Here is a 20,935-nt window from a genome sequence, read left to right as displayed (position 1 = left end):
GTCAGCCCCGCTGGTCGATGGCGGACTGCACGGACTCGGCGTACGCCTCGGAGGTGTAGGTGGCGCCGGAGACCGTGTCGACCTGCGCGGACTGGGCGTCGACCACCTCCTGCGCGAGGATCGGCGTCGCCCGGGCGTTGATCTGCACGCTCTCGTGGTGGCCGCCGGGCACCTGCAGCACCTGGACGTCGGTGATCTGCCCCGCGGAGAACGTGACCGACACCTGCACGGGGCCGTACCGGGTGGACACCGAGGAGCCCACGACGGTCACGGTGTCGGTGGTCGTGGTCTCGGTGTCGGTGCTGGTCGCGGGGTCGGTCGTCGCCGCCTGGGCGGTGCTCGCGCCGTCCGTGCTCGACTCCGCCACGGTGGCCTCGGGCGCGAGGACGGCGAACTTGGTGAACCCGGCCGCACCCATGGCGGCCAGCGATCCCACGTAGATCAGGGTGCCGCGCCAGCGTGGCGTCGTCATGAGTCGATCTCCTCTCGGTGGATGGCGGACCGGGGTACGCCGAGGGCACGCGCGGAGCGGGCGACGGCGTCGGCCATCGCGGGCGGGCCGCAGACGAACACGTCGCGCGTCGCGAGGTCCGGGACGAGCCGCCCGAGGTGCTCCGGATCGAGCGGGTCGTAGCCCAGCTGCGCTCGCCGCCCGGGGAGCGGCACGTACGCCAGGCCGGCCGACGGGGTGAACTCCTCCGCCAGGGCGAGACCGGAGGCGTCGCGCGCGCGGTGCACGACGACGAGCCGGCGACCCTGAGCCAGCAGCTCCTCGGCGAGTGCGCGGACGGGTCCGATACCGGCGCCGCCTGCGACGAGTAGCACCCGGTCGGAGGTCGCCCGGTCCGCGGTGAAGCGCCCGAACGGCCCCTCGACCAGCACGCGGGTGCCCGGGCGCAGGTCCGTCACCGCGGTCGAGTGGTCACCGAGGGCGCCGACGGTGAACCGCAGGTGGTCGGCGGTGGGGGCCATCGAGAGGGAGTACGGGTGCGCCGTCGCGCGGTGGCCCGGCGTGAGGAAGCGGACCAGGAAGAACTGGCCGCCACGGGCCTCCAGGCGGTCGAGGCCGCGTCCCTGCACCCAGACGCTGGCAAGACCGTGCGCCTCGGGCACGACGGCCGAGACGCGCAGGGCGTACCGGCGGTGCGACAGCAGCGGCACGGCGACGCGCCAGGTCAGCAGCGCGGCGGCCGTGCCGGCGTACAGCAGGATCCAGGCGCCGCGTGCGACCGGCGAGGCGACGAAGTGCGTGCCACCGGCCACCTGGTGCGCGAACGTCAGGAAGATGCCCAGATAGATCGAGAGGTGGACGGCGAACCAGAGCTCGTAGGAGAGGCGCCGCCGGGCCAGCCGGGCGCTGGACACCCCGACGGCGAGGAACAGGACCGTGCCGATCAGGGCGGGCCACAGGTACGGCTGCGTCGCCAGCAACGCGGGCACCTCGGCCCACACGGTCAGACCGTCCAGCAGCGACCCGCCGACGATCATCAGCGCCACGTGCGTGAGCACGAGCAGCACCACCGACGTGCCGAGCGACCGGTGCCACGCGACCAGCCGGTCGAACCCGATGCCCCGCTCGAACCACGGCACGCGCCCGACCAGCAGCAGCTGCGCGCACACCAGGTAGGAGGCCAGCAGACCCGCCAGCTCGCCGAGCGACAGGAGCACGCCGCCAGGCGTGCTCCCGGCGGCGGACGAGCCCGTCCACCAGAGCGCCAGCACCGCGACGACGCCGAGCCACAGCGCGGGCAGGACTCCGCTCGCTCTGCGCACCGGCCGCGGGGAGGCGATCGGCTGCGCGGGTGCCTCCCAGGTCGTCGTCGTCATCATGCGCCGAGTCTGGGTACGGGTCCTCCGAGGAGCCTCGGAGGTTCCTGTCCGCAGCCTGTGCGACGGCCCGCGGCGGAGGAAGGATCCGCCGCGGGCCGTCGTCGGTCAGCGGGCCCCTGCCCCCGCGCTCACGATCGACTTCACCGACGAGGCGGTGTCGAGCGTGTAGGAGTAGGTGACGGCCTTCACCGATCCCCCGGTCTGCCCCGCCGGGGAGTTGACGAAGTGGTTGTTGCGGGCGACGAGCGTGCCCGCGGGCGACGAACCCTCACCGAGGTGGTACGTGTCCTCGGTGTTCTCGAAGTAGTTGCCCTCGACCAGCACGCCACCCTCCATGGTGGACGCCACCCCGTAGGAGCCGACGCCGGAGTACAGGTTGTTGAAGACGTGCACCGGGTTGCCGAAGCGGACCCGCGGGTTGCGCTGGTTGGTGCCGTCGAACCAGTTGTGGTGGTAGGACACCCGCAGCTTGCCTCGGTCCTGCGACCCGTTGTCGTCCGAGTGGCCGACCAGGGAGTTCTTGTCCTGGCCGTCGAAGTGGTTCCACGAGATGGTCACGTAGTCCGAGCCGCGCTTCGTGTCGACCGAGCCGTCGTACCCCGTCAGGAACGTGTTGCGGTCGATCCACACGTTGGTGGACGTCTCGATGTTGATGGCGTCGTCGTTCCAGTCGTCGAACGTCAGGTTGCGGACGATGACGTTCTTCGCGCTCTTGATGTTCAGGCCGCAGCCGACGAGCTTGGCACCGCTGGCGCCGAGCACCGTCTTGTTGGAGGCCACGGTCAGCATGCCGGAGCAGGAGATGGTGCCCTGCACGCGGACGACGGGTGCCGATCCGGACAGCGCGCTGGACAGGGCCGACGAGCTGGTCACCGTGGTCGTCGCCCCGGAGCCACCGCCGGTGGTGCCGCCGTTCTGCGACGCCCAGCCGACGAGGCCGGTGGCCGGCGGGTTGGTGGGCGGCGTCGTCGGCGTGGTGCCGCTGCCGACCTTCACCAGCTCCCACTGCTGGTTGTACTGGTTCTTCTCGGTGAGCTGCGTGATGGTGGCGCCGTCGGCGGTGGACCGGTCGGTGACCGTGACGGCCTTGCCGCTGTGCTCGTTCACCAGCCGCACGCGGCCGCCCTCGGAGTCGACCAGCTTGAACTTCTGGTTGGCCCCGTTGGCGTCGGTGTACTGCCGGATCTCGCCGCCGTCCGCGGTGCTCCAGCCCCACACGTCGAGCACCTTGCCCGAGTGCCGGTTCTGCAGCCGGTACCAGCCCGAGCCCGAGTCGAGGAACTTGAACTGCTGCCAGTTCCCGTCGTTGCGCGTCCACTGCTGGATGACCCCGCCGTCGGCCGTGGAGAAGTCGCGCACCTCGAGCGCCTTGGCGCTCTGGCGGTTGACCAGCACGTACCAGCCGGTGGTGTCGACGGTCGCGGCCTGGGCGGGCAGGGCAGCCAGCCCGACGCCCGCCAGCGCGAGCGTGATGCCGGCCGCCAACGCGGCGACCAGCCGTCCGGTCTTCTTCTGGATCCTCATCGATCCCCCTGGGGATGCTCGAGTGGAGATGAGCCGGCGACGCCCGGGAGGGCGTCGGGGTCGTGGGCGGACCGGCCGATCCGGCCCACGAGGCGAAGCGCTTTCCGCTCGACGGTCACGCTAGGGAGCGCAGTGCCGGTTGAACAGGGGAACCGGTTTCCCGAACCGATTCACCGCGCCGTTTCTCATCTGTTCAGCGAGCGTCGTCAGCGCTGGCGGTAGCGGGTGACGAACGCCTCGAGGAGGCGCGCGGGCGCCCACACGTCGGCGCGGCGGACGCGGGCGATCACGTCGTCGTACTCCCCGGGCCGGTAGTAGCCGTAGTCGCGGTAGACGCCGATCCGGGTGCTGATGCCGTCCAGGTCGAGCTCGGGGTGGAACTGGGTGGCGTAGAGGTTCTGGCGCACCCGGAACATCTGCACGGGGCAGGTGGGTGACGACGCCAGCAGGACCGCGTCGGGCGGCAGCACCCGGCACGCCTCCTTGTGGCCGACGAACGCCTCGAACGCGTCGGGCAGGTCGGCCAGCAGCGGGTCCGTGCGTCCGGCCTCGGTGAGCGTGATCGTGACGGCCCCGATCGGCTCGGCGTACGTCCGGTCGATGACCGCACCCTGGTGCACGCCCAGTGTGCCGACGCCGTAGCACGCCCCGAAGAACGGGAGGTCACGGTCCACGATCTCGTCGAGCAGCGTGGACACCTCCGCCTCGACGCGTCGCTGCACGGGCGACTTGCGGTCCTCCGGCGTGCTGGCGTCGAACGGGCTGCCCCCCACGAAGACGCCGGCGTACCGGTCGAGGTCCACGGGCAGGAACGGGGCCGCCTCCATCCGCACGTGCTCGAGCTCCTCCGGACGCAGTCCCCCGAACCGCAGGAACGCGGCGTACTCGCCGTCGGTGGCGACGTCCTCGGCCCGGGAGCTGAGCAGCAGGAACGGCTTCATCCGGCCACGCGGCTGGCGTCGTCGGGCCCGAGCATCCACCGGATCGAGCGCGTCGCCACCTGACCGGCCGCGTGCGCGGCCGCACCTCCGACGCGCCCCGGGCGGTCCAGGTCGAGGAGGTCGAACGTCCACGCCGGCATCGAGGCCACCGCCGCCCGCGCGAGGAGGGTGTAGCCGGGCCGCAGCGAGCGTGGCACCGGCGGCTCGTGCAGCAAGAAGTCGGCCGCGTCCCGGGCCGCCGTCGACGGGCCGAGCGCGGGCCGGAACTCGTCGAGGGCCTTGGCAAGCTCCGCCACCGACTCCGGGACCCGCTCCGCGCCGAGCGCGACGGCCACCCGCGACGCCTGCAGCACGTACTCGTCGGCACCGGCCGCGTCGAGCGGGCGCTGGCCGTACACGCGGTGCGCCCGCAGGAAGCTGTCCACCTCGGCCACGTGCACCCAGCGCAGCAGCGTCGGGTCCCCCGCGAAGTACGCGAGCCCCTCGGGCGTGACACCGCGGATCCGCTCGTGCACCCAGCGGACGCGGTCGATCGCCGCGGTGGCGTCGTCGATCGTGCCGAAGGTGGTGACCGCCAGGAACGTGCTGGTCCGCGCCAGCCGGCCCCACGGGTCGCCGCGGTAGCCGGAGTGCGCCGCGACCGCGGCCATCGCCGCGGGGTGCAGCGACTGCAGGAGCAGCGCGCGCATGCCGCCGACGAACATCGACGCGTCGCCGTGCACGGTGCGGATGGCGGCGCCGGGCTCGAACCACCGGGGTCCTGGCGTGCCGTGGATCCGCTCGCGGCTGGCGATCCCGTCCGGTCCGGCGACGCGCAGGAACAGCGCCGTCCCCGCCCGGTCCCGCACGTCGGCGAGGCTCTGCACCATGGGCCCTTCCGATCGGCGGATCCCCTGCACGATGATGCTAGGCGGCTCGTCGGCGACGCGCCCGTTCCCCCGCGTCCCGGCGGGGATGGGCCGACCGGGTGAGTGTCCACCGGACCTTCCGCGCGCGGGGCCCGCCTGTCGCCACGATGGGCACGTGCACCGCCGCCACATCGTCGCCCTCGTCGGTGCGCTCGTGCTGGTGGGCGCCGTCGCCACGGCCTGGGCGAACCGCCCGCCCCCGCCCCTCCCGCCCCTCGCGGTGGAGACGCTGGCCCCGCCGACCGGCATCGACCTGCCCGCGCACGTCGTGGCCGGCGGGGACGACGGGACGGCCTTCTCGCTCGACGCGCCGGTCGAGGGCCAGCCCGACGAGTCGATCTACACGATCCCGCTCGAGGGCCCGCCCGCGATCTCGTCGTTCGGTGTGTTCTGGACTCCGCTCCGAGGCCCCTTCCGGTCGCTCGACGCCTACACCGACCGGCAGCGACGGGACCCCGAGAGCTCCCAGCTCGTCGGCGAGCCCGTGGTCGAGCACAGCGCGCTCGGGGCGGCCGTCCGCAAGGAGCTGGTGATGACCACCGGCGTCACGATCACCCAGTGGGCCGTGGAGCACGACGACCACCTGTACCTGGTCGAGTGGTATCACAGGCCCGACGACGACACCTGGCGCCCGACGGTCGAGGCGATGATCGCGTCCTGGCACTGGGGCTGAGCTCAGGCTCTCGCCCGCACCAGCTCCACGCCCCGGTTGGCCAGCCGGTCCGCGCGCTCGTTGCCCGGGTCGCCCGCGTGCCCCTTGACCCACACCCAGCTGATCGTGTGCCGGGCGGCCTCGGCGTCGAGCGCCTGCCACAGCTCCTGGTTCTTCACCGGCTTCTTGTCCCCGGTCCGCCACCCGTTGCGCTTCCACCCGGCCATCCAGGTGGTCACGCCGTTCATCACGTACTGCGAGTCGACGTGCAGGACCACGGCGCACGGCTTGGTCAGCGCGCGCAGCCCCTCGATCACGGCGGTGAGCTCCATGCGGTTGTTGGTGGTCAGCGGCTCGCCGCCGAACAGCTCCCGCTCGTGGTCGCCGTAGCGCATCCAGGCGCCCCAGCCGCCGACGCCCGGGTTGCCTTTGCAGGCGCCGTCGGTCCACATCTCCACCGTCGGCCGCTCGCTCACGGCCCACACCCTAGACGTCGGGACGCGTGGGACCATCGACGCACGATGAGCACCCCCACCCTGGCCGACCGCATCCCCGCCGACCCCTCCGACCCCGACGCGCTGTACGAGGCCTTCACCGGCTGGGCCACCGACCAGGGCCTCACGCTCTACCCGCACCAGGACGAAGCCCTGCTGGAGCTCGTCACGGGCGCGCACGTGATCCTGTCGACGCCGACGGGCTCCGGGAAGTCGCTGGTCGCGGTCGCCGCGCACTTCGTGGCACTGGCTCAGGGCCGGCGGACCTACTACACCGCTCCGCTCAAGGCGCTGGTCAGCGAGAAGTTCTTCGCCCTCGTCGAGGCGTTCGGGTCCGCCAACGTCGGCATGATGACCGGCGACTCGGCGGTCAACCCGGGCGCCCCGATCATCTGCTGCACCGCGGAGATCCTGGCCAACGTGGCCCTGCGCGACGGCGACGACGCGGACGTCGGCCAGGTGGTCATGGACGAGTTCCACTTCTACGCGGACCCGCAGCGCGGCTGGGCGTGGCAGGTGCCGCTGCTGGAGCTCACCCAGGTCCAGTTCGTGCTCATGTCGGCCACGCTCGGCGACGTCGGCTTCTTCGCCGAGGACATCACGCGCCGCACGCACCAGCCCGTCGCCGTGATCGCCAACGCCGAGCGCCCGGTGCCGCTGACGTTCAGCTACGCGGTCGAGCCGCTGCACGAGCTGCTCGACGAGCTGGTGAAGACGCGACGCGCCCCGGTCTACGTCGTGCACTTCACGCAGAAGGAGGCCGTCGAGCGGGCGCAGTCGCTCATGTCGACGCCCCTGGCCAGCCGGGAGCAGCGGGACCGGATCGCCGACGAGATCGCGGGGTTCCGCTTCGGCCCCGGCTTCGGCCGCACCCTCAACCGGCTGCTGCGGCACGGGGTCGGCGTGCACCACGCGGGGATGCTGCCCAAGTACCGCCGGGTGGTCGAGCGGCTGACCCAGCGGGGCCTGCTGCCGGTGGTCTGCGGCACGGACACGCTCGGCGTCGGGATCAACGTGCCCATCCGCACGGTCCTGCTGACCAGCCTGGTCAAGTACGACGGCGTCCGGATGCGGCACCTGTCCGCGCGCGAGTTCCACCAGATCTCCGGGCGTGCGGGCCGTGCGGGCTTCGACACCGTGGGCGAGGTCATCGTGCTGGCGCCCGAGCACGTGATCGAGAACCGCAAGCTGCTGCAGAAGGCCGGCGACGACCCCCGCAAGCTCAAGAAGATCATCCGCAAGAAGGCCCCCGAAGGCCAGGTCAACTGGACCGACAGCACGTTCGAGCGCCTGCGGGACGCCCCGCCCGAGCCGCTGACGTCGAGCTTCGCGGTCTCGCACGCGATGGTTCTGCACGTCCTGGCGCGCGAGGGCGACCCGGTCGCGGCCATGACGAAGCTCCTCACCGACAACCACGAGCCCGAGGGCGCCCAGGGTCGGCACGTGCGCCAGGCGATCGCCGTGTACCGCTCGCTGCGCGCCGCGGGCGTCATCGAGCGCCCGTGGGTGGAGGACCCGAGCGCACCGCACGGCCGCCGCCGCGCGGTGCAGCTGACCGCGGAGCTGGCCCCGAACTTCGCGCTCAACCAGGCCCTGTCGCCGTTCGCGTACGCCGCGCTCGACCTGCTGGACCGTGAGGACCCCGCCTACGCGCACGACGTGGTGTCCGTCATCGAGTCCACCCTGGACGACCCCCGCCAGGTGCTCTCCGCCCAGGAGAACCGCGCCCGCGGAGAGGCCGTCGCCGCCATGAAGGCCGAGGGTCTCGAGTACGACCAGCGGATGGCCCTGCTCGAGGACGTGGGCTACCCGAAGCCGCTCGCGGAGCTGCTCGAGGCCATGTTCGTCACCTACCGGCAGACCAACCCGTGGGTGGCCGACCTGGCCCTGTCCCCCAAGTCGGTCGTCCGGGACATGCACGAGCGCGCCATGGGGTTCGCCGAGTACGTCGCCTACTACCAGCTGGACCGCACCGAGGGCGTGCTCCTGCGCTACCTCGCCGACGCCTACCGCGCCCTGCGCCAGACCGTGCCCGAGGAGGCCCGGACCGAGGAGCTGTGGGAGATCATCGAGTGGCTCGGTGACCTGGTCCGGCGCACCGACTCCAGCCTCCTCGACGAGTGGGAGCGCCTGAGCAACCCGCTCGACGAGCGCGGCGCCGACGCGGTCGGCGGGATCGACGAGGACGTCCCCGAGCCGATCACGGCCAACCCCCGGGTGTTCCGCGCGCTGGTCCGCGGTGCCCTGTTCCGCCGGGTCGAGCTGGCGGCGCGGGAGTTCTACGGGGGGCTCGCCCAGCTGGGTGACCTCGACCCGGACGACGCGCCGTGGGACGCCGACCGCTGGCGGACCGCGCTGGACCCGTTCTACGACGACCACGACGAGATCCTCACGGGGGCGCCCGCCCGCGGTCCGGCCCTGTTCCAGGTGACCCCGGGGCGCGGGACGTGGACCGTGCGGCAGCTGCTGGACGACCCCGAGGGCGATCACGACTGGCGCATCGACGCGGTCGTCGACCTGGCAGGCTCGGACGAGACCAGCGAGGTCCAGCTGCGGATCGTGGCGGTCGGACCCCTGGGCGACCTGACGGCCTGAGGCCTACGTGGCTCACCCAGGCGCCGAAGCGCGTGGCACAGGCGTGGCTGGCGAGCCACCCGGACGGTCCCGACTGAGTCGGCCCGCCCCGGGTACCCTGCGCGCATGAGCACCCAGTCCACCGAGCCGCCCGTGCGCGCCACCAGGTCGCCACGGTTCGTGTTCCTCGTCTGCCTGGTCGCTGCGCTGCTGTCGGCGGTCCTCGTGCTCGGGATCCTCACGATCATCGCCGCGGTGGTCCTCGTGATCATCGCCATGGTGCTCCAGGCGCGCGGCAGGAACCCCGCGACGTGGTTCGCGGCCGGCACCGGCGTCGCCGCCGGCACGCTGCTCTACCTGCTGGTCGTCCTGGTGCAGGGTCAGTAGTCAGGTGCCGTAGGCCGCCATGAGGCGGTCGGACGGGACGATCTGCTTGCCCAGCGGGAACAGGGAGATCGGGACCATCTTCCAGTTGGCCAGCGCCAGCGGGATGCCGACGATGGTGAGCGCCTCCGCGATGCCGGTGAGGATGTGCGTGAGCGCCAGCCACCAGCCTGCGACGACCAGCCAGATCACGTTGCCGATCACGGACCACGCGCCCGACGTCGGCTTGTCCACGACCGTGCGCCCGAACGGCCACAGGGCGTAGCTGGCCATCCGGAACGACGCGATGCCGAAGGGGATCGTGACGATCAGGACGCAGCAGATGATCCCGGCGAGCACGTACCCGAGGGCCAGCCAGAACCCGGCGAGCACCAGCCAGATGAGGTTGAGCAGGGTCTTCACGTGCCCAGCCTGCACCCTCCGGGTCCGCGGACGGTATCCGGGAGGACCCTGATCCGCCCCTATCGTGGCTGCGTGGCGAAACACGGGCGCGCATCCGGTTCCAGCAGCTCAGGTACGCCGGCTCTGGTGGCACTGACGGCGGCGGGCGTCCCGCACACCGCGCACGCGTACTCGCACGACCCGGCGTCGACCCTCGGCTACGGGCTCGAGGCGGCGGCTGCCCTCGGCGTGCCGCCCGAGCAGGTGTTCAAGACCCTGATGACGGTCGTGGACGGCACGCTCACCGTAGCGGTGGTCCCGGTGACCGGGCAGCTGGACCTCAAGGCGCTCGCGCACGCCGTGGGGGGCAAGAAGGCGTCGATGGCACCCAGGCCCGACGCCGAGCGCGCCACCGGCTACGTCGTCGGCGGGATCTCGCCGCTCGGGCAGCGCACCGCACACCCGACCGTGCTCGACGAGACCGCCTGGCTGTTCGACACCGTTCTGGTCTCGGGCGGCCGACGCGGCCTGGACGTCGAGCTCTCCCCCGACGACCTGGTCCGGCTCACGTCGGCCACGGTCGCCGACATCGCCCGGTCCGACGCGTGATCGCCGAGCGCCTGGCTCAGGTCCGCCTGCGCGTGGCGCGAGCCGCCGCGGAGGCCGGCCGAGACCCGGCGTCCGTGCGGCTGCTGCTGGCCACCAAGACCCAGCCGGTCGCACTCGTGCGCGAGGCGCTGGAGGCCGACGCCCGTGCGCGGGCGCAGGACCCGACCCTCGGCGCCGTGCTCGTCGGCGAGAACCGCGTCCAGGAGCTCGTCGCCAAGGGACCGGAGCTGGTCGGCCTGGCCGCGCTGCACCTCATCGGACCGCTGCAGTCCAACAAGGTGAACGCGGCCCTGCGCTGGGCGTCCTGCATCGAGTCGGTCGCGTCCGTGGACCTCGCCGAGCGGCTGTCGGCGCGGGCGTCGGACCCGCTGGACGTCTACCTCCAGGTGAACGTGTCCGGCGAGCCGACGAAGCACGGGGTCGTGCCGCAGGAGGCGGTCGCGCTCGCTGTCGCGGTCGCCGCCCTGCCGCGGCTGCGCGTGGCGGGTCTCATGACCGTGGGCGCCCGCTCCGAGGACACCGGCGTCGTGCGAGCCGGCTACGCGCTCCTGCGGACGCTGCGCGACGAGATCGTCGCCTCCGGGGTCCACACCGCGGCGGAGCTCTCCATGGGCATGAGCGGTGACCTGGAGCCGGCGGTGGCCGAGGGCGCGACCCTGGTGCGGGTGGGCAGCGCGGTCTTCGGCGCCCGCCCGACGTGACCGCCGCGCAGGAGCACCTCCTGCGCGGTGCGGGTGGCAGCGCCCGGCGCGCGACGACGCACGGCGGCGAGCTCGTGGGTGCGCAGCACGGTGAGCCGGCGCAGCTGGCGGTCCAGGTCCAGGTCCATGCAGGTCAGGAGCGGCGACGCTGCGCGCTGATACCGGATCTGCCCGGCCGCACGGGAGGATGGGACGCATGAGCGACGAGCGCCGGTTCCCCCGGTGGGTCTACGGGACCGGGTCCGAGCCGGACGCGCGGTTCTCGCTGGCCAACGAGCGGACCTTCCTGGCGTGGATCCGCACGTCGCTGGCCCTGCTGGCCGGCGGCGTGGCGCTCGAGGCGCTGGAGCTGCCCGTGCAGCCGGACCTCCGGTTCGCCGCCGCGCTGGTGCTCGTCTCCGTGGGCCTCCTGGCGCCCGTGCTGGCCTGGGTCGGCTGGGCCCGCGCCGAGCGCGCCGTCCGGCTCAGGTCCTCGCTGCCGGCGCCGTCCGCGTTCGGCCTGCTGGTGCTCGGCGTGTGCCTGGCGGGTGGGCTCGTGCTGGTGGGGCTGGTGGTCGGGTGAGCGCCGCGCAGGATGCCCCGACGCTCGCCGCCGAGCGCACCCACCTGGCGTGGCGGCGGACGGCGCTCGGTATCCTGGGCGGTGGGCTCGCGGCCGCGCACCTGCTCCAGGAGTTCGTCGGGGCCGCGGCCTGGAGCATCGCCGCCACCGCGCTGGTCGTGTCCGTGGCACTGACCGTCGTCTCGCACCGCCGCCACGCGGACGACGGTGTTCCCCCGGGCGGGCGGCTGGTCGCGGCGAGCGCGCTGGGGATGGTGGTCGTCGGCGCCGCGGCGCTCGCGCTCGTCGTGCTGCACGGCCGCTGATCAGGGGACGCGCGCGGTCCAGGCCGGGTCGGTGAACTTGGTGCGCATCAGCTCCGTCGCCCGCGCCAGCTCGTCGGCCCGCAGCTCGCCGTCCACCGTCGGGTACAGGCCCCGGAAGTGCGCGATGAAGGCGGCGATGACGGCCTCCCGCGGCAGCTGCGTCTGCGAGCGCACGGGGTCGACGCGCTTGTTCGCGCTGGTCGTCCCCTTGTCGGACAGCTTCTCGCGTCCGATCCGCAGCACCTCGAGCATCTTGTCCGCGTCGATGTCGTAGGACATGGTCACGTGGTGCAGGACCGCGCCGCCCACCATGCGCTTCTGCGCCGAGCCGGCCAGCTTGCCGGCCGGGGACGCGATGTCGTTGAGGCCGCTGGTGAACGCGTGCACGCCGACGTCGGCGAGGGCGCCCAGCACCCACTGGTTGAGGAACGCGTACGAGTCCTCGAAGGTCATCCCGTCCACCAGCGATGCGGGGACCACCAGCGAGAACGTGATGCAGTTCCCGGCCTCCATGAACATCGCCCCGCCGCCGGAGATCCGGCGCACCACGGTGATGCCGTGCCGCTGCGCCGCCTCGAGGTCCACCTCGTTGCGCAGCGACTGGAACGACCCGATGACCACCGCGGGCTCCACCCACTCCCAGAACCGCAGCGTCGGGCCGCGCCGGCCCTCCGCCAGCTCCTCGGTGAGCACCTGGTCGAGGGCGGTGTGCAGGGCGGGGGGCAGCGGCCCGGGGTGGATGAGCTCGAACGTGTGGTCGCCCCAGCCGGTGGACAGACCGAGCGCCCGGCGCACGGCGACCGCCACGGCGCGGGCGTCGAAGCCCACCATCGTCACGGGCTGCTCCTCGTGCGCGAGCGCGGCGGTCACCGCGTCGGCCAGCCTGCTCACGGGAGAGTCGCGGGGCAGCCCCTCGAGCGCGGAGGACAGCACCGCGAGGGCGTCGTCGGGCTCGAGGAAGAAGTCGCCGCTCACGCTGACGTCGCGCAGCAGCCCGTCCACCACCTCGACGTCGACCGCGACGAGCTTCCCGCCGGGGACCTTGTACTCACCATGCACCGGGTCAGCCTAGGTGCGCGATCAGCCGAGGGCCTTGACCGCGGCCTGGGCGCGCTCCTGCACCATGGCCGAGAGACCGGTGGGGTCGCCCAGGGTCGCCAGCGCCGCCTGCCGGTCACCCACGGTCAACGCCTCCGCCGTCCACGTGACGATCGCGTTCCCGACCAGCGTGTGACCCCGGTAGCCCGGCACGTCGTAGCCCTCGGCGGAGTGGGTCATCTCCTGCACGATCGACGGGAAGACGCCCTGGCCCTCGATCGCCGGCTCAGCGATCCACGTGGCGCCGTCCATGCCGGGGTTCTGCTGGCTGTACTGCGGGCACGCGTCGACGGCCGTGACCAGCTGGCGGAACGCGTCGCGCGCCGCGGTCGGGTCGGCCAGCAGCAGGACCTCCTGCTCGAACGAGAGCGTCTCGTTGCCCCAGAGCAGGGCGTCGTACCACGGCGGCGCAGCGGGCACGACGGTCAGGGCGACGGTGCACGCGGGTGGGTCGACGGTCGAGCCGACGGGCAGGCCCCAGGGCATCTGGCCGGACGTGATCCGCTGCTCCACCACGGGCTCGGCAGCCGGGACGTCGGCCAGCAGGTCGTCCGAGGACACGAACAGCGCCGGGGCCGTCGTCGCGTCGAAGACGGCGTCCGCGCCGGGGACCGCCGGCGAGGACGACGAGGGTGCGGACGGCGTGGTCGGCGCGGCGGTGGGGACGTCGGTCAGGGTGGCCGTCGGGGGCGGTTCCGTCTCCACGGGCTCCCACGGCCGGACGGCGAGCGCGGTGACGCCGGCGACCACCAGGATGGCGACCAGGAGCCACCACCAGACCCGACGCGATCGTCCTGACCTGGACGCTCGCCCCGGGACCGGGTCGAGCGGCGGCGCAGAGCCGGACACGACCGCTCCCTCCACGCGTCGGCGGCCGCGCTGCAGCGGCCGTTCCCCCGAGGCTAAGCCGCGGCGAGCCCGTGCGCAGGGATGAAGTTCAGCGGGGCGGCACGCCCTGGTGGCGCAACCCCCAGATGGTGGAGTCGGTGAGCGCCTCCCACGACGCCTCGAGCAGGTTGGGCCCGACGCCGACCGTGCTCCACGAGCGCTGGCCGTCCGTCATCTCGATGAGGACGCGCGTGATCGCGTCGGTGCCGTGCATCGAGTCGAGGATGCGCACCTTGAAGTCGATCAGCTCGAAGGGCTCGAGCTCGGGGTAGACGCCCAGGAGCGCCTGCCGGAGGGCGTGGTCCAGGGCGTTGACGGGACCGTTGCCCTCGCCGGTGCTCACCACGCGCTCGCCGCCGGCGTGCAGCTTGACCGTGGCCTCGGCCGTGGCCGGCGTCCCCCGACCGCCGGAGCGCTCGACGATGGCGCGCCACGACTCGACGCGGAAGTACTGGGGGCGCTCGCCGTCGATCTCCTCCAGCAGGAGCAGCTCGAACGACGCGTCCGCCGCCTCGTAGGTGTACCCGTTGGCCTCGGCGTCCTTGACGCGGTCCGTGACCCGGCCCAGCAGCTCGGCGCGCCCGGACAGGTCGAAGCCCAGCTCACGGCCCTTCATCTCGATCGAGGCACGCCCCGCCATGTCCGAGATGAGCATGCGCATGTCGTTGCCGACGTTCGCCGGGTCGGTGTGCTGGTACAGGTCCGGGTCCACCCGGATGGCGGAGGCGTGCAGGCCGGCCTTGTGCGCGAACGCGCTCGCCCCGACGTACGGCGAGCGGGCGAACGGGGAGATGTTGGTGATCTCGCTGATGGCGTGCGCGATCCGCGTGAGCTCCGTGAGGCCCCCCGGCAGCCCGTCCGCGACCTTGAGCACGGGCAGGCCGTACTTGAGCTCGAGGTTGGCGACGACCGACAGCAGGTCCGCGTTCCCGGTCCGCTCGCCGTACCCGTTCACGGTGCCCTGCACGTGGGTGCAGCCCGCCTCCACCGCGGCGAGCGTGTTGGCGACGGCGCAGCCCGAGTCGTTGTGCGCGTGGATCCCGAGCACCGCGTCGGGTCCGACCAGGTCGCGGACCTCGTGCACGATCTGCGACACCCACGCCGGCACCATGCCGCCGTTGGTGTCGCACAGGGCGACCACCTCGGCACCCGCCTCGAAGCCCGCCAGCACGGCGGCCCGGGAGTACGCGGGGTCGAACCGGTAGCCGTCGAAGAAGTGCTCGGCGTCGACGACCACGCGGCGCCCCTCACGCACCAGGAACGCGACCGTGTCCGCGATCATCGCGATGTTCTCGTCCCCGGTGGTCCGCAGGGCCCGCTCCGCGTGGCGCAGGTCGTGCTTGGCGACGAGGGCGACGACCGGCGCCTCGGAGTCGACGAGCGCGCGCACCTGCGGGTCGTCGACGGCGCGCGTGCCGGCCTTGCGGGTGCTGCCGAACGCGGCCAGCTCGGCGTTGCGGAAGTCGAGCTCCTTGGCGGCACGCTTGAAGAACTCGGTGTCCTTGGGCACCGCGCCCGGCCAGCCGCCCTCGATGAACCCGACGCCCAGCTCGTCGAGCAGCGGGGCGATGGCCAGCTTGTCGGAGACGGACAGGTTCATCCCCTCCTGCTGGGCGCCGTCGCGCAGGGTCGTGTCGTACACCTGGAACGGCGTGGTGGCGGAGACGGGCACGATGGGCTCTCTTCGGTGCTGGGACGGACGTCGTCGTTGCTGCTCTTCTCGCGGTCTGCCGGCGGGGGTGTGCCGGTGCAGTCGACGGTAACCGGGGCGGTGGTGGTGCCCCGACCAACAAAAAGACCCCCCGGGGTACGGGAGGTCTGCGCGTCAGCTGGTGGGCCGACGCGCTACTCGATAATGAGGGAGGAGCGGGTCACCCGAGCATCGTGGCACACGTCACGTCTCCCGGTCACGCGTTCCACCCCTTGGACACACTGCTCAGCCCTCGGTCGGTCCATCGATCAGCCTCGCCTGGAGCTCCTTCGCCAGCGGCCAGGCGGCCTCGGCGGTCGTGCCGACGACGGTCACGGTGAGCCTCTCGGCCGGGTCGTGGTTGCTCAGGAAGGACACCCCGGCGTCGTAGCCCTCGAGCTGGACGACGTCCCGGGTGGGGTGCACCCAGAACCCGAGCCCGTACCGGCGGTCGTCGTAGGGCGCCGTGCTGCGCGGCCGGACCATCTGGGCCACCGTCTCCAAACGGACGACGGCGCCGGCGAACAGGGCGGTCCAGAACCGGTGCACGTCGGCGCCCGTGGTGTAGATGCCGCCGTCGCCGGTGCCCAGGACGGGCAGGTGGAAGACGTTGGTCCGCCACTCGCCGTCCATCTCGACGTACCCGAGGGCCGCGCGGCCGGGCAGGGCGTCGGAGCGCAGGAAGTCGGTGTCGACCAGCCCGGCGGGCGCGCAGACCCGCTGGCGCACGAGGTCGTGGAACGGCACCCCCGACGCGCGCTCCGCCAGCAGGGCGAGCACCACGTACCCACCGTTGCAGTAGAAGAACTTCTCCCCCGCCGGGAACGCGGTCGGGAACCCGTCGAGGACCGCCACGAACTGCTCCGTGGTGGCCAGGTGCTGCACCGGGACCGGCATCGCGTAGGCGCTGATCGGGGTGTCGTCGTCCTCGTCGAGGTAGTCACCGATGCCCGAGGTGTGCCCGAGCAGGTGCTCCACGGTGACGTCGTCCGCGACGAGCGGGAGGTCGGTGCCCAGCAGCGAGCGCGCGGTCGTGCCCAGGGAGAGCGTGCCGTCCTCCACCAGACTCATCACAGCCAGCGCGGTCATGCCCTTGGACGCGCTGGCCGTGGCCACGACCGTGTCCGGCGTCATGGCGATCCCGTGCCGCCGGTCGGCCAGCCCGTACGCGGCCGAGAGCTCCGTGGTCCCCGCGCGGTCCACCCGCACGACCCCCGCGAAGTCGCTCTCCGCCGCGATGCGGTCGACGTCCTCCGCCAGGGACATCAGACCAGCCGGTGCAGCCAGCCGTGCCGGTCGGTGGCGCGGCCGTACTGGATGTCCGTGAGCTCGGCGCGGATCCGCGTGGTGACCGGGCCGGCCTCGCCGTCACCGACCGTGAGGTCGAAGTCGTCGCTGGCCAGCCGGCCGATCGGTGTCATGACGGCGGCGGTGCCGCACGCGAACACCTCGCGCACGGAGCCGTCCGTGAGGCCCTGGCGCAGCTCCGTCAGCGGGATCTGGCGCTCGGACACCTCGTGCCCGGCGTCGGTGAGCAGCCGCAGGATCGACGAGCGCGTGACGCCCTCGAGGATCGAGCCGGAGATCGGGGGCGTCGCCACGCTGCCGTCGGCGTGCACGACGAACACGTTCATGCCGCCGAGCTCCTCGAGCTGGGTGTTGGTCGACGCGTCGAGGAAGCAGACCTGCTCGAAGCCCTTGGCGTAGGCCTCCTGCTGCGGGAGCAGGCTCGCGGCGTAGTTGCCGCCGCACTTGGCGTCCCCGGTCCCGCCCGCGCCGGCGCGGTGGTACTTCTGGTCCACCCAGATGGCCACCGGTCGCACGCCGCCGGCGAAGTACGGGCCGACGGGCGACGCGATGACGAGGAACTCCGCCTCGAGCGAGGGCCGCACCCCGAGGAACGTCTCCGAGGCGTACATGAACGGGCGCAGGTACAGGCTCGTCTCCTCGCCGGACGGCACCCAGACCACGTCGGTGGCCACGAGCGCCTCGATGGCGCCGAGGAAGTCCGCCTCGGACAGCTCGGGCAGTGCGAGGCGTCGGGCCGAGCGCGCGAACCGGGCGGCGTTGTCGCGCGGCCGGAACGTCCACACCGACCCGTCGGCGTGCCGGTACGCCTTCATGCCCTCGAAGATCTCCTGCCCGTAGTGCAGGACTGCCGTCGCCGGGTCCAGCAGCAGGGGGCCGTACTTCTCGACGCGACGACGGGTCCAGCCGTCCTCGTTCGAGTACGAGATGCGGGCCATGTGGTCCGTGAACACCGTGCCGAACCTCGGCGACGCGAGCGCTGCCTCGCGCTGCTCGTCGGGGACGGGGGTGTCGGTCCGCGTGATCTCGAAGGCGTCGACAGATGTGGGGTGCGTCGTGGTGCTCATGAGGGGGCCTTTCACCAGAGTCGGGTTCGACGGTACCGGTGAGGACGGCCGGGTGACAGACGCAGGACGCTCAGCCGGCGATGCGCGCCGCGAGGTCCTTGCCCACCTCGGCCGTCGACCGTACTCGCTCGGTGGTGCGGCGGTCGGAGATGTCGTCGGCCACCGCCTTCTCGACCCGGGCGGCTGCGTCCGGCAGGCCCAGGTGCTCGAGCAGCAGCGCGACCGACAGCACGGTGGCGGTCGGGTCCGCCTTGCCCTGGCCCGCGATGTCCGGCGCAGAGCCGTGCACGGGCTCGAACATGCTCGGCGTGGTGCGGTCGGGGTTGATGTTGGCGGACGCCGCCAGCCCGATGCCGCCGGTGATCGCGGCCGCCAGGTCAGTGAGGATGTCCCCGAACAGGTTGTCGGTGACGATCACGTCGAACCGTGCCGGGTTGGTGACAAGGAAGATGGTCGCCGCGTCCACGTGCAGGTAGTCGACGGTCACGTCGGGGAACTCGGCGTTCACGGCCTCGACCGTGCGGCGCCACAGGTGGCCGGCGTGCACGAGGACGTTGTGCTTGTGCACGAGGGTGAGCTTCTTGCGGGGGCGGGCCGCGGCACGGGCGAACGCGTCGCGGACCACGCGCTCGACGCCGAACGCGGTGTTCACGCTGACCTCGTTGGCAACCTCGTGCGGGGTGCCCACCCGGATCGCGCCACCGTTGCCGACGTACGGGCCCTCGGTGCCCTCGCGCACGACGACGAAGTCGATCTCGCCGGGGTTCGCCAGCGGCGAGGCCACGCCCGGGTACAGCCGGCTGGGGCGCAGGTTGACGTAGTGGTCCAGCGCGAAGCGCAGCCTGAGCAGCAGCCCCCGCTCGAGGACGCCGGACGGCACGCTCGGGTCACCGATGGCGCCCAGCAGGATCGCGTCGTGCGCGCGGATGGCCTCGAGGTCGGTGTCCGTGAGGGTCTCGCCCGTGGCGTGGAAGCGGCGGGCGCCCAGGTCGAAGTCGGTGGTGCTCACGGTGACCGGCGTGCCGTGCAGCGCGGTGTCCAGAGCCAGCAGACCCTGCTCCACGACCTCCGTGCCGATGCCGTCACCAGCGACGACGGCGAGGCGGATGTCCCGGGCAGCGGCGGTGTCGACCATGCGACGAGCGTAGACCCCGTCCCACCGCTCGGGACGGGTGTCTCACCTTGCGGGACGAGCCGCTCAGTCGACGGCGGGCGTCGGGCCGTCGGTCGGGTAGACCAGCTCGAAGCGTTCGAGCATGACGTCCAGGCTGGGCGAGAACGCCTCCCCCAGGACTCGGCGCCAGGACTCCTCGTGACGGGCGCGCCAGGTCTCCAGCGACCCGTCGTCCTCCGCCTCCGCCGCCGCGTGCTCGGCGGGCACCTGGTCGAACGGGACCACCTGGACCTCCGTGGTGCGCAGGAGCGCCCGCGGCGTGCCCTCGCCGTCCACGACGATCGACAGGTCACCCACGCGCGGGACCTCGAGGCCGACCTGCTCGAGCTCTGCCACCGCGAGCCCGTTGGCCGTCTTGCGCCCGTCGAGCACCCGTGCGAGCAGCTCCGCCGCCTCCGCGTCGTCCCCGTAGGACCAGGACGGCGGCGACACGACGTCCTCGGGCGACTCGCCGACGATGACGTCCAGCTTCCCGAACCCGACGTGCCCCCGAGCCGCCTGCCAGAACGCCGCGATCCGCACGTCCTCGACCGGACCCTCGGTCCCGTGCTCGGCCGGCTCCACCTGTCGGTCGCTCATCGTCGTCCCCTCGTCGTCGTCGGCCCATCCTTGCCTACCGGCTGGTCACCGGCACGTTCGGCGCCGGACGCGACCAAGCCATGAGTGCTGCCCCCGGTCCGGGTGCGTCACTCATGGCTTGGTCACGGGGGACGTGCGTCAGCGCGCCGCCGAACCCCCGGTGCTCATGGTCGGGTTCGGCTCTGCGCTGCCTCCGGCACAGGCCACCCTCCGGGCGGCCCGTACCTACGTCAGCGCGCCGCCGAACCCTCGACGTAGTCGGACTCCGTGGGCTTGACCCAGGCGAACAGCTTGCGCAGCTCGCGGCCGACGGGCTCGATCGGGTGGTTCTGGCCCTTCTCGCGCAGCTCCTTGAACTCCGGCGCGCCGGCGTCCTGGTCGTTGATGAACCGCTCGGCGAAGGCGCCGTTCTGGATGTCCGCCAGCACGGCCTTCATGTTCTCCTTCACGTCGGGCGTGATGACCCGCGGGCCGGAGACGTAGTCGCCGTACTCGGCCGTGTCGGAGACGGACCAGCGCTGCTTGGTGATGCCGCCCTCGAAGATGAGGTCGACGATCAGCTTGAGCTCGTGCAGCACCTCGAAGTACGCGACCTCGGGCTGGTAGCCGGCCTCGGTCAGGGTCTCGAAGCCGTACTGGATGAGCTGCGAGACGCCACCGCACAGAACGGCCTGCTCACCGAACAGGTCGGTCTCGGTCTCCTCGGTGAAGCTGGTCTTGATGCCGGCGGCGCGCAGGCCACCGATCGCCTTGGCGTAGGACAGGGCGAGGTCCCAGGCGGAGCCCGAGGCGTCCTGCTCGACGGCGACGATGACCGGCACGCCGCGGCCGTCGACGTACTCACGACGGACCAGGTGACCCGGGCCCTTCGGCGCGACCATGAGGACGTCGTGCTGCGCGGCCGGCTTGATGTAGCCGAAGCGGATGTTGAAGCCGTGGCCGAAGACCAGCGCGGCGCCGTCCTTGAGGTTGGGCTCGATCTCGTCGCGGTAGACGATCCGCTGCACCTGGTCGGGGGCCAGGATCACGACGACGTCGGCCTCCCGTACCGCGTCGGCCACCGAGGCGACCGTCAGGCCCTGGTTCTCGGCCTTCGCCCGGGACGCCGAGCCCTCGCGCAGGCCGACGGTCACGTCGACGCCGGAGTCGCGCAGGTTGAGGCTGTGCGCGTGCCCCTGGCTGCCGTAGCCGATGACGGCGACCTTCTTGGACTGGATGATCGACAGGTCGGCGTCGTCGTCGTAGAACAGCTCGGCCACGATGGGT

At 72.5% G+C, this 20,935-nt stretch carries 22 protein-coding genes; 7 read left to right on the top strand and 15 right to left on the bottom strand.

Features of this window, described 5'->3' with window-relative positions; genetic code table 11:
* Position 1: 1 nt before the first annotated feature.
* From RYN42_RS07270 to RYN42_RS07250, 5 genes are all read right to left on the bottom strand, one after another.
* On the bottom strand, positions 2 to 472 hold the full coding sequence (locus RYN42_RS07270) for an FMN-binding protein (protein WP_315095004.1): 471 nt from the start codon (positions 470 to 472) through the stop codon (positions 2 to 4).
* The gene (locus RYN42_RS07265) at positions 469 to 1,830 is read right to left on the bottom strand and encodes a ferredoxin reductase family protein (RefSeq protein ID WP_315095003.1); all 1,362 of its coding nucleotides are present in this window, start codon (positions 1,828 to 1,830) and stop codon (positions 469 to 471) included. The genes RYN42_RS07270 and RYN42_RS07265 overlap by 4 nt, the downstream gene beginning before the upstream one ends.
* A gap of 105 nt (positions 1,831 to 1,935) precedes the next feature.
* The gene (locus RYN42_RS07260) at positions 1,936 to 3,354 is read right to left on the bottom strand and encodes an RICIN domain-containing protein (RefSeq protein ID WP_315095002.1); all 1,419 of its coding nucleotides are present in this window, start codon (positions 3,352 to 3,354) and stop codon (positions 1,936 to 1,938) included.
* A gap of 206 nt (positions 3,355 to 3,560) precedes the next feature.
* Positions 3,561 to 4,295, bottom strand: coding sequence for a glutamine amidotransferase (locus RYN42_RS07255; protein WP_315095000.1), 735 nt, complete (start codon positions 4,293 to 4,295; stop codon positions 3,561 to 3,563).
* Entirely contained in the window at positions 4,292 to 5,164 is an 873-nt protein-coding gene (locus RYN42_RS07250; protein WP_315094998.1) for an oxygenase MpaB family protein, read from the bottom strand. Before RYN42_RS07250 ends, RYN42_RS07255 begins: the two co-directional genes overlap by 4 nt.
* A gap of 154 nt (positions 5,165 to 5,318) precedes the next feature.
* On the opposite strand from RYN42_RS07250, the gene RYN42_RS07245 reads away from it, so the two are divergent.
* Positions 5,319 to 5,876, top strand: a complete 558-nt coding sequence (locus RYN42_RS07245; protein ID WP_315094996.1) for a hypothetical protein — start codon at positions 5,319 to 5,321, stop codon at positions 5,874 to 5,876.
* A 2-nt stretch (positions 5,877 to 5,878) separates the two neighbouring features.
* On the opposite strand, the gene rnhA is transcribed toward RYN42_RS07245, so the two are convergent.
* Positions 5,879 to 6,367 (bottom strand): ribonuclease HI, encoded by a 489-nt coding sequence (rnhA, locus tag RYN42_RS07240; RefSeq protein ID WP_399552422.1) that lies wholly within the window; start codon positions 6,365 to 6,367, stop codon positions 5,879 to 5,881.
* A 9-nt stretch (positions 6,368 to 6,376) separates the two neighbouring features.
* On the opposite strand from rnhA, the gene RYN42_RS07235 reads away from it, so the two are divergent.
* Both RYN42_RS07235 and RYN42_RS07230 read left to right on the top strand, forming a co-directional pair.
* Positions 6,377 to 8,944, top strand: a complete 2,568-nt coding sequence (locus RYN42_RS07235) for a DUF3516 domain-containing protein (RefSeq protein WP_315094993.1) — start codon at positions 6,377 to 6,379, stop codon at positions 8,942 to 8,944.
* A gap of 105 nt (positions 8,945 to 9,049) precedes the next feature.
* Positions 9,050 to 9,310 (top strand): hypothetical protein, encoded by a 261-nt coding sequence (locus RYN42_RS07230; RefSeq protein WP_315094991.1) that lies wholly within the window; start codon positions 9,050 to 9,052, stop codon positions 9,308 to 9,310.
* Here the strand turns inward: RYN42_RS07230 and RYN42_RS07225 are convergent, their stop codons facing one another.
* The gene (locus RYN42_RS07225; RefSeq protein WP_315094989.1) at positions 9,311 to 9,709 is read right to left on the bottom strand and encodes a YccF domain-containing protein; all 399 of its coding nucleotides are present in this window, start codon (positions 9,707 to 9,709) and stop codon (positions 9,311 to 9,313) included.
* A 126-nt stretch (positions 9,710 to 9,835) separates the two neighbouring features.
* Here RYN42_RS07225 and ybaK point away from each other — a divergent pair, with 126 nt between their 5' ends.
* From ybaK to RYN42_RS07205, 4 genes are all read left to right on the top strand, one after another.
* Positions 9,836 to 10,297 (top strand): Cys-tRNA(Pro) deacylase, encoded by a 462-nt coding sequence (ybaK, locus tag RYN42_RS07220; RefSeq protein WP_399552421.1) that lies wholly within the window; start codon positions 9,836 to 9,838, stop codon positions 10,295 to 10,297.
* On the top strand, positions 10,294 to 10,998 hold the full coding sequence (locus RYN42_RS07215) for a YggS family pyridoxal phosphate-dependent enzyme (protein ID WP_315094984.1): 705 nt from the start codon (positions 10,294 to 10,296) through the stop codon (positions 10,996 to 10,998). The genes ybaK and RYN42_RS07215 overlap by 4 nt, the downstream gene beginning before the upstream one ends.
* A gap of 196 nt (positions 10,999 to 11,194) precedes the next feature.
* The gene (locus RYN42_RS07210; protein WP_315094982.1) at positions 11,195 to 11,560 is read left to right on the top strand and encodes a DUF202 domain-containing protein; all 366 of its coding nucleotides are present in this window, start codon (positions 11,195 to 11,197) and stop codon (positions 11,558 to 11,560) included.
* Positions 11,557 to 11,865 carry a DUF202 domain-containing protein gene (locus RYN42_RS07205; RefSeq protein WP_315094980.1) on the top strand — a complete coding sequence of 103 codons (309 nt, stop codon included), beginning with the start codon at positions 11,557 to 11,559 and terminating at the stop codon, positions 11,863 to 11,865. Before RYN42_RS07210 ends, RYN42_RS07205 begins: the two co-directional genes overlap by 4 nt.
* Here the strand turns inward: RYN42_RS07205 and RYN42_RS07200 are convergent, their stop codons facing one another.
* The 8 genes from RYN42_RS07200 to ilvC all read right to left on the bottom strand — a co-directional run bounded on the left by RYN42_RS07200 (position 11,866) and on the right by ilvC (position 20,928).
* Positions 11,866 to 12,924: a biotin/lipoate A/B protein ligase family protein gene (locus tag RYN42_RS07200; protein WP_315094978.1), complete on the bottom strand. Its 1,059-nt coding sequence runs from the start codon at positions 12,922 to 12,924 to the stop codon at positions 11,866 to 11,868.
* A 21-nt stretch (positions 12,925 to 12,945) separates the two neighbouring features.
* Complete coding sequence (locus RYN42_RS07195; RefSeq protein ID WP_315094976.1) at positions 12,946 to 13,812, bottom strand: hypothetical protein; 867 nt, start codon at positions 13,810 to 13,812, stop codon at positions 12,946 to 12,948.
* Between the two features lie 88 nt (positions 13,813 to 13,900).
* Positions 13,901 to 15,523 carry a citramalate synthase gene (gene cimA / locus RYN42_RS07190; protein WP_315094974.1) on the bottom strand — a complete coding sequence of 541 codons (1,623 nt, stop codon included), beginning with the start codon at positions 15,521 to 15,523 and terminating at the stop codon, positions 13,901 to 13,903.
* A gap of 264 nt (positions 15,524 to 15,787) precedes the next feature.
* Entirely contained in the window at positions 15,788 to 16,807 is a 1,020-nt protein-coding gene (locus RYN42_RS07185; protein WP_315094973.1) for a serine hydrolase domain-containing protein, read from the bottom strand.
* The gene (locus tag RYN42_RS07180; protein ID WP_315094972.1) at positions 16,807 to 17,916 is read right to left on the bottom strand and encodes a branched-chain amino acid aminotransferase; all 1,110 of its coding nucleotides are present in this window, start codon (positions 17,914 to 17,916) and stop codon (positions 16,807 to 16,809) included. Before RYN42_RS07180 ends, RYN42_RS07185 begins: the two co-directional genes overlap by 1 nt.
* Positions 17,917 to 17,986: 70 nt before the next feature.
* Positions 17,987 to 19,051 carry a 3-isopropylmalate dehydrogenase gene (locus tag RYN42_RS07175; protein WP_315094971.1) on the bottom strand — a complete coding sequence of 355 codons (1,065 nt, stop codon included), beginning with the start codon at positions 19,049 to 19,051 and terminating at the stop codon, positions 17,987 to 17,989.
* Positions 19,052 to 19,114: 63 nt separating this feature from the next.
* Positions 19,115 to 19,669 carry an ASCH domain-containing protein gene (locus RYN42_RS07170; RefSeq protein WP_315094969.1) on the bottom strand — a complete coding sequence of 185 codons (555 nt, stop codon included), beginning with the start codon at positions 19,667 to 19,669 and terminating at the stop codon, positions 19,115 to 19,117.
* Between the two features lie 230 nt (positions 19,670 to 19,899).
* Positions 19,900 to 20,928: a ketol-acid reductoisomerase gene (gene ilvC / locus RYN42_RS07165; protein ID WP_315094967.1), complete on the bottom strand. Its 1,029-nt coding sequence runs from the start codon at positions 20,926 to 20,928 to the stop codon at positions 19,900 to 19,902.
* Positions 20,929 to 20,935: the final 7 nt, after the last annotated feature.

The sequence above is a fragment of the uncultured Cellulomonas sp. genome (assembly GCF_963527515.1).
GTDB lineage: Bacteria > Actinomycetota > Actinomycetes > Actinomycetales > Cellulomonadaceae > Cellulomonas.
The sequence above is the reverse complement of the archived record's forward strand: the minus strand, read 5'-3'. Positions and strand labels throughout refer to the sequence as shown.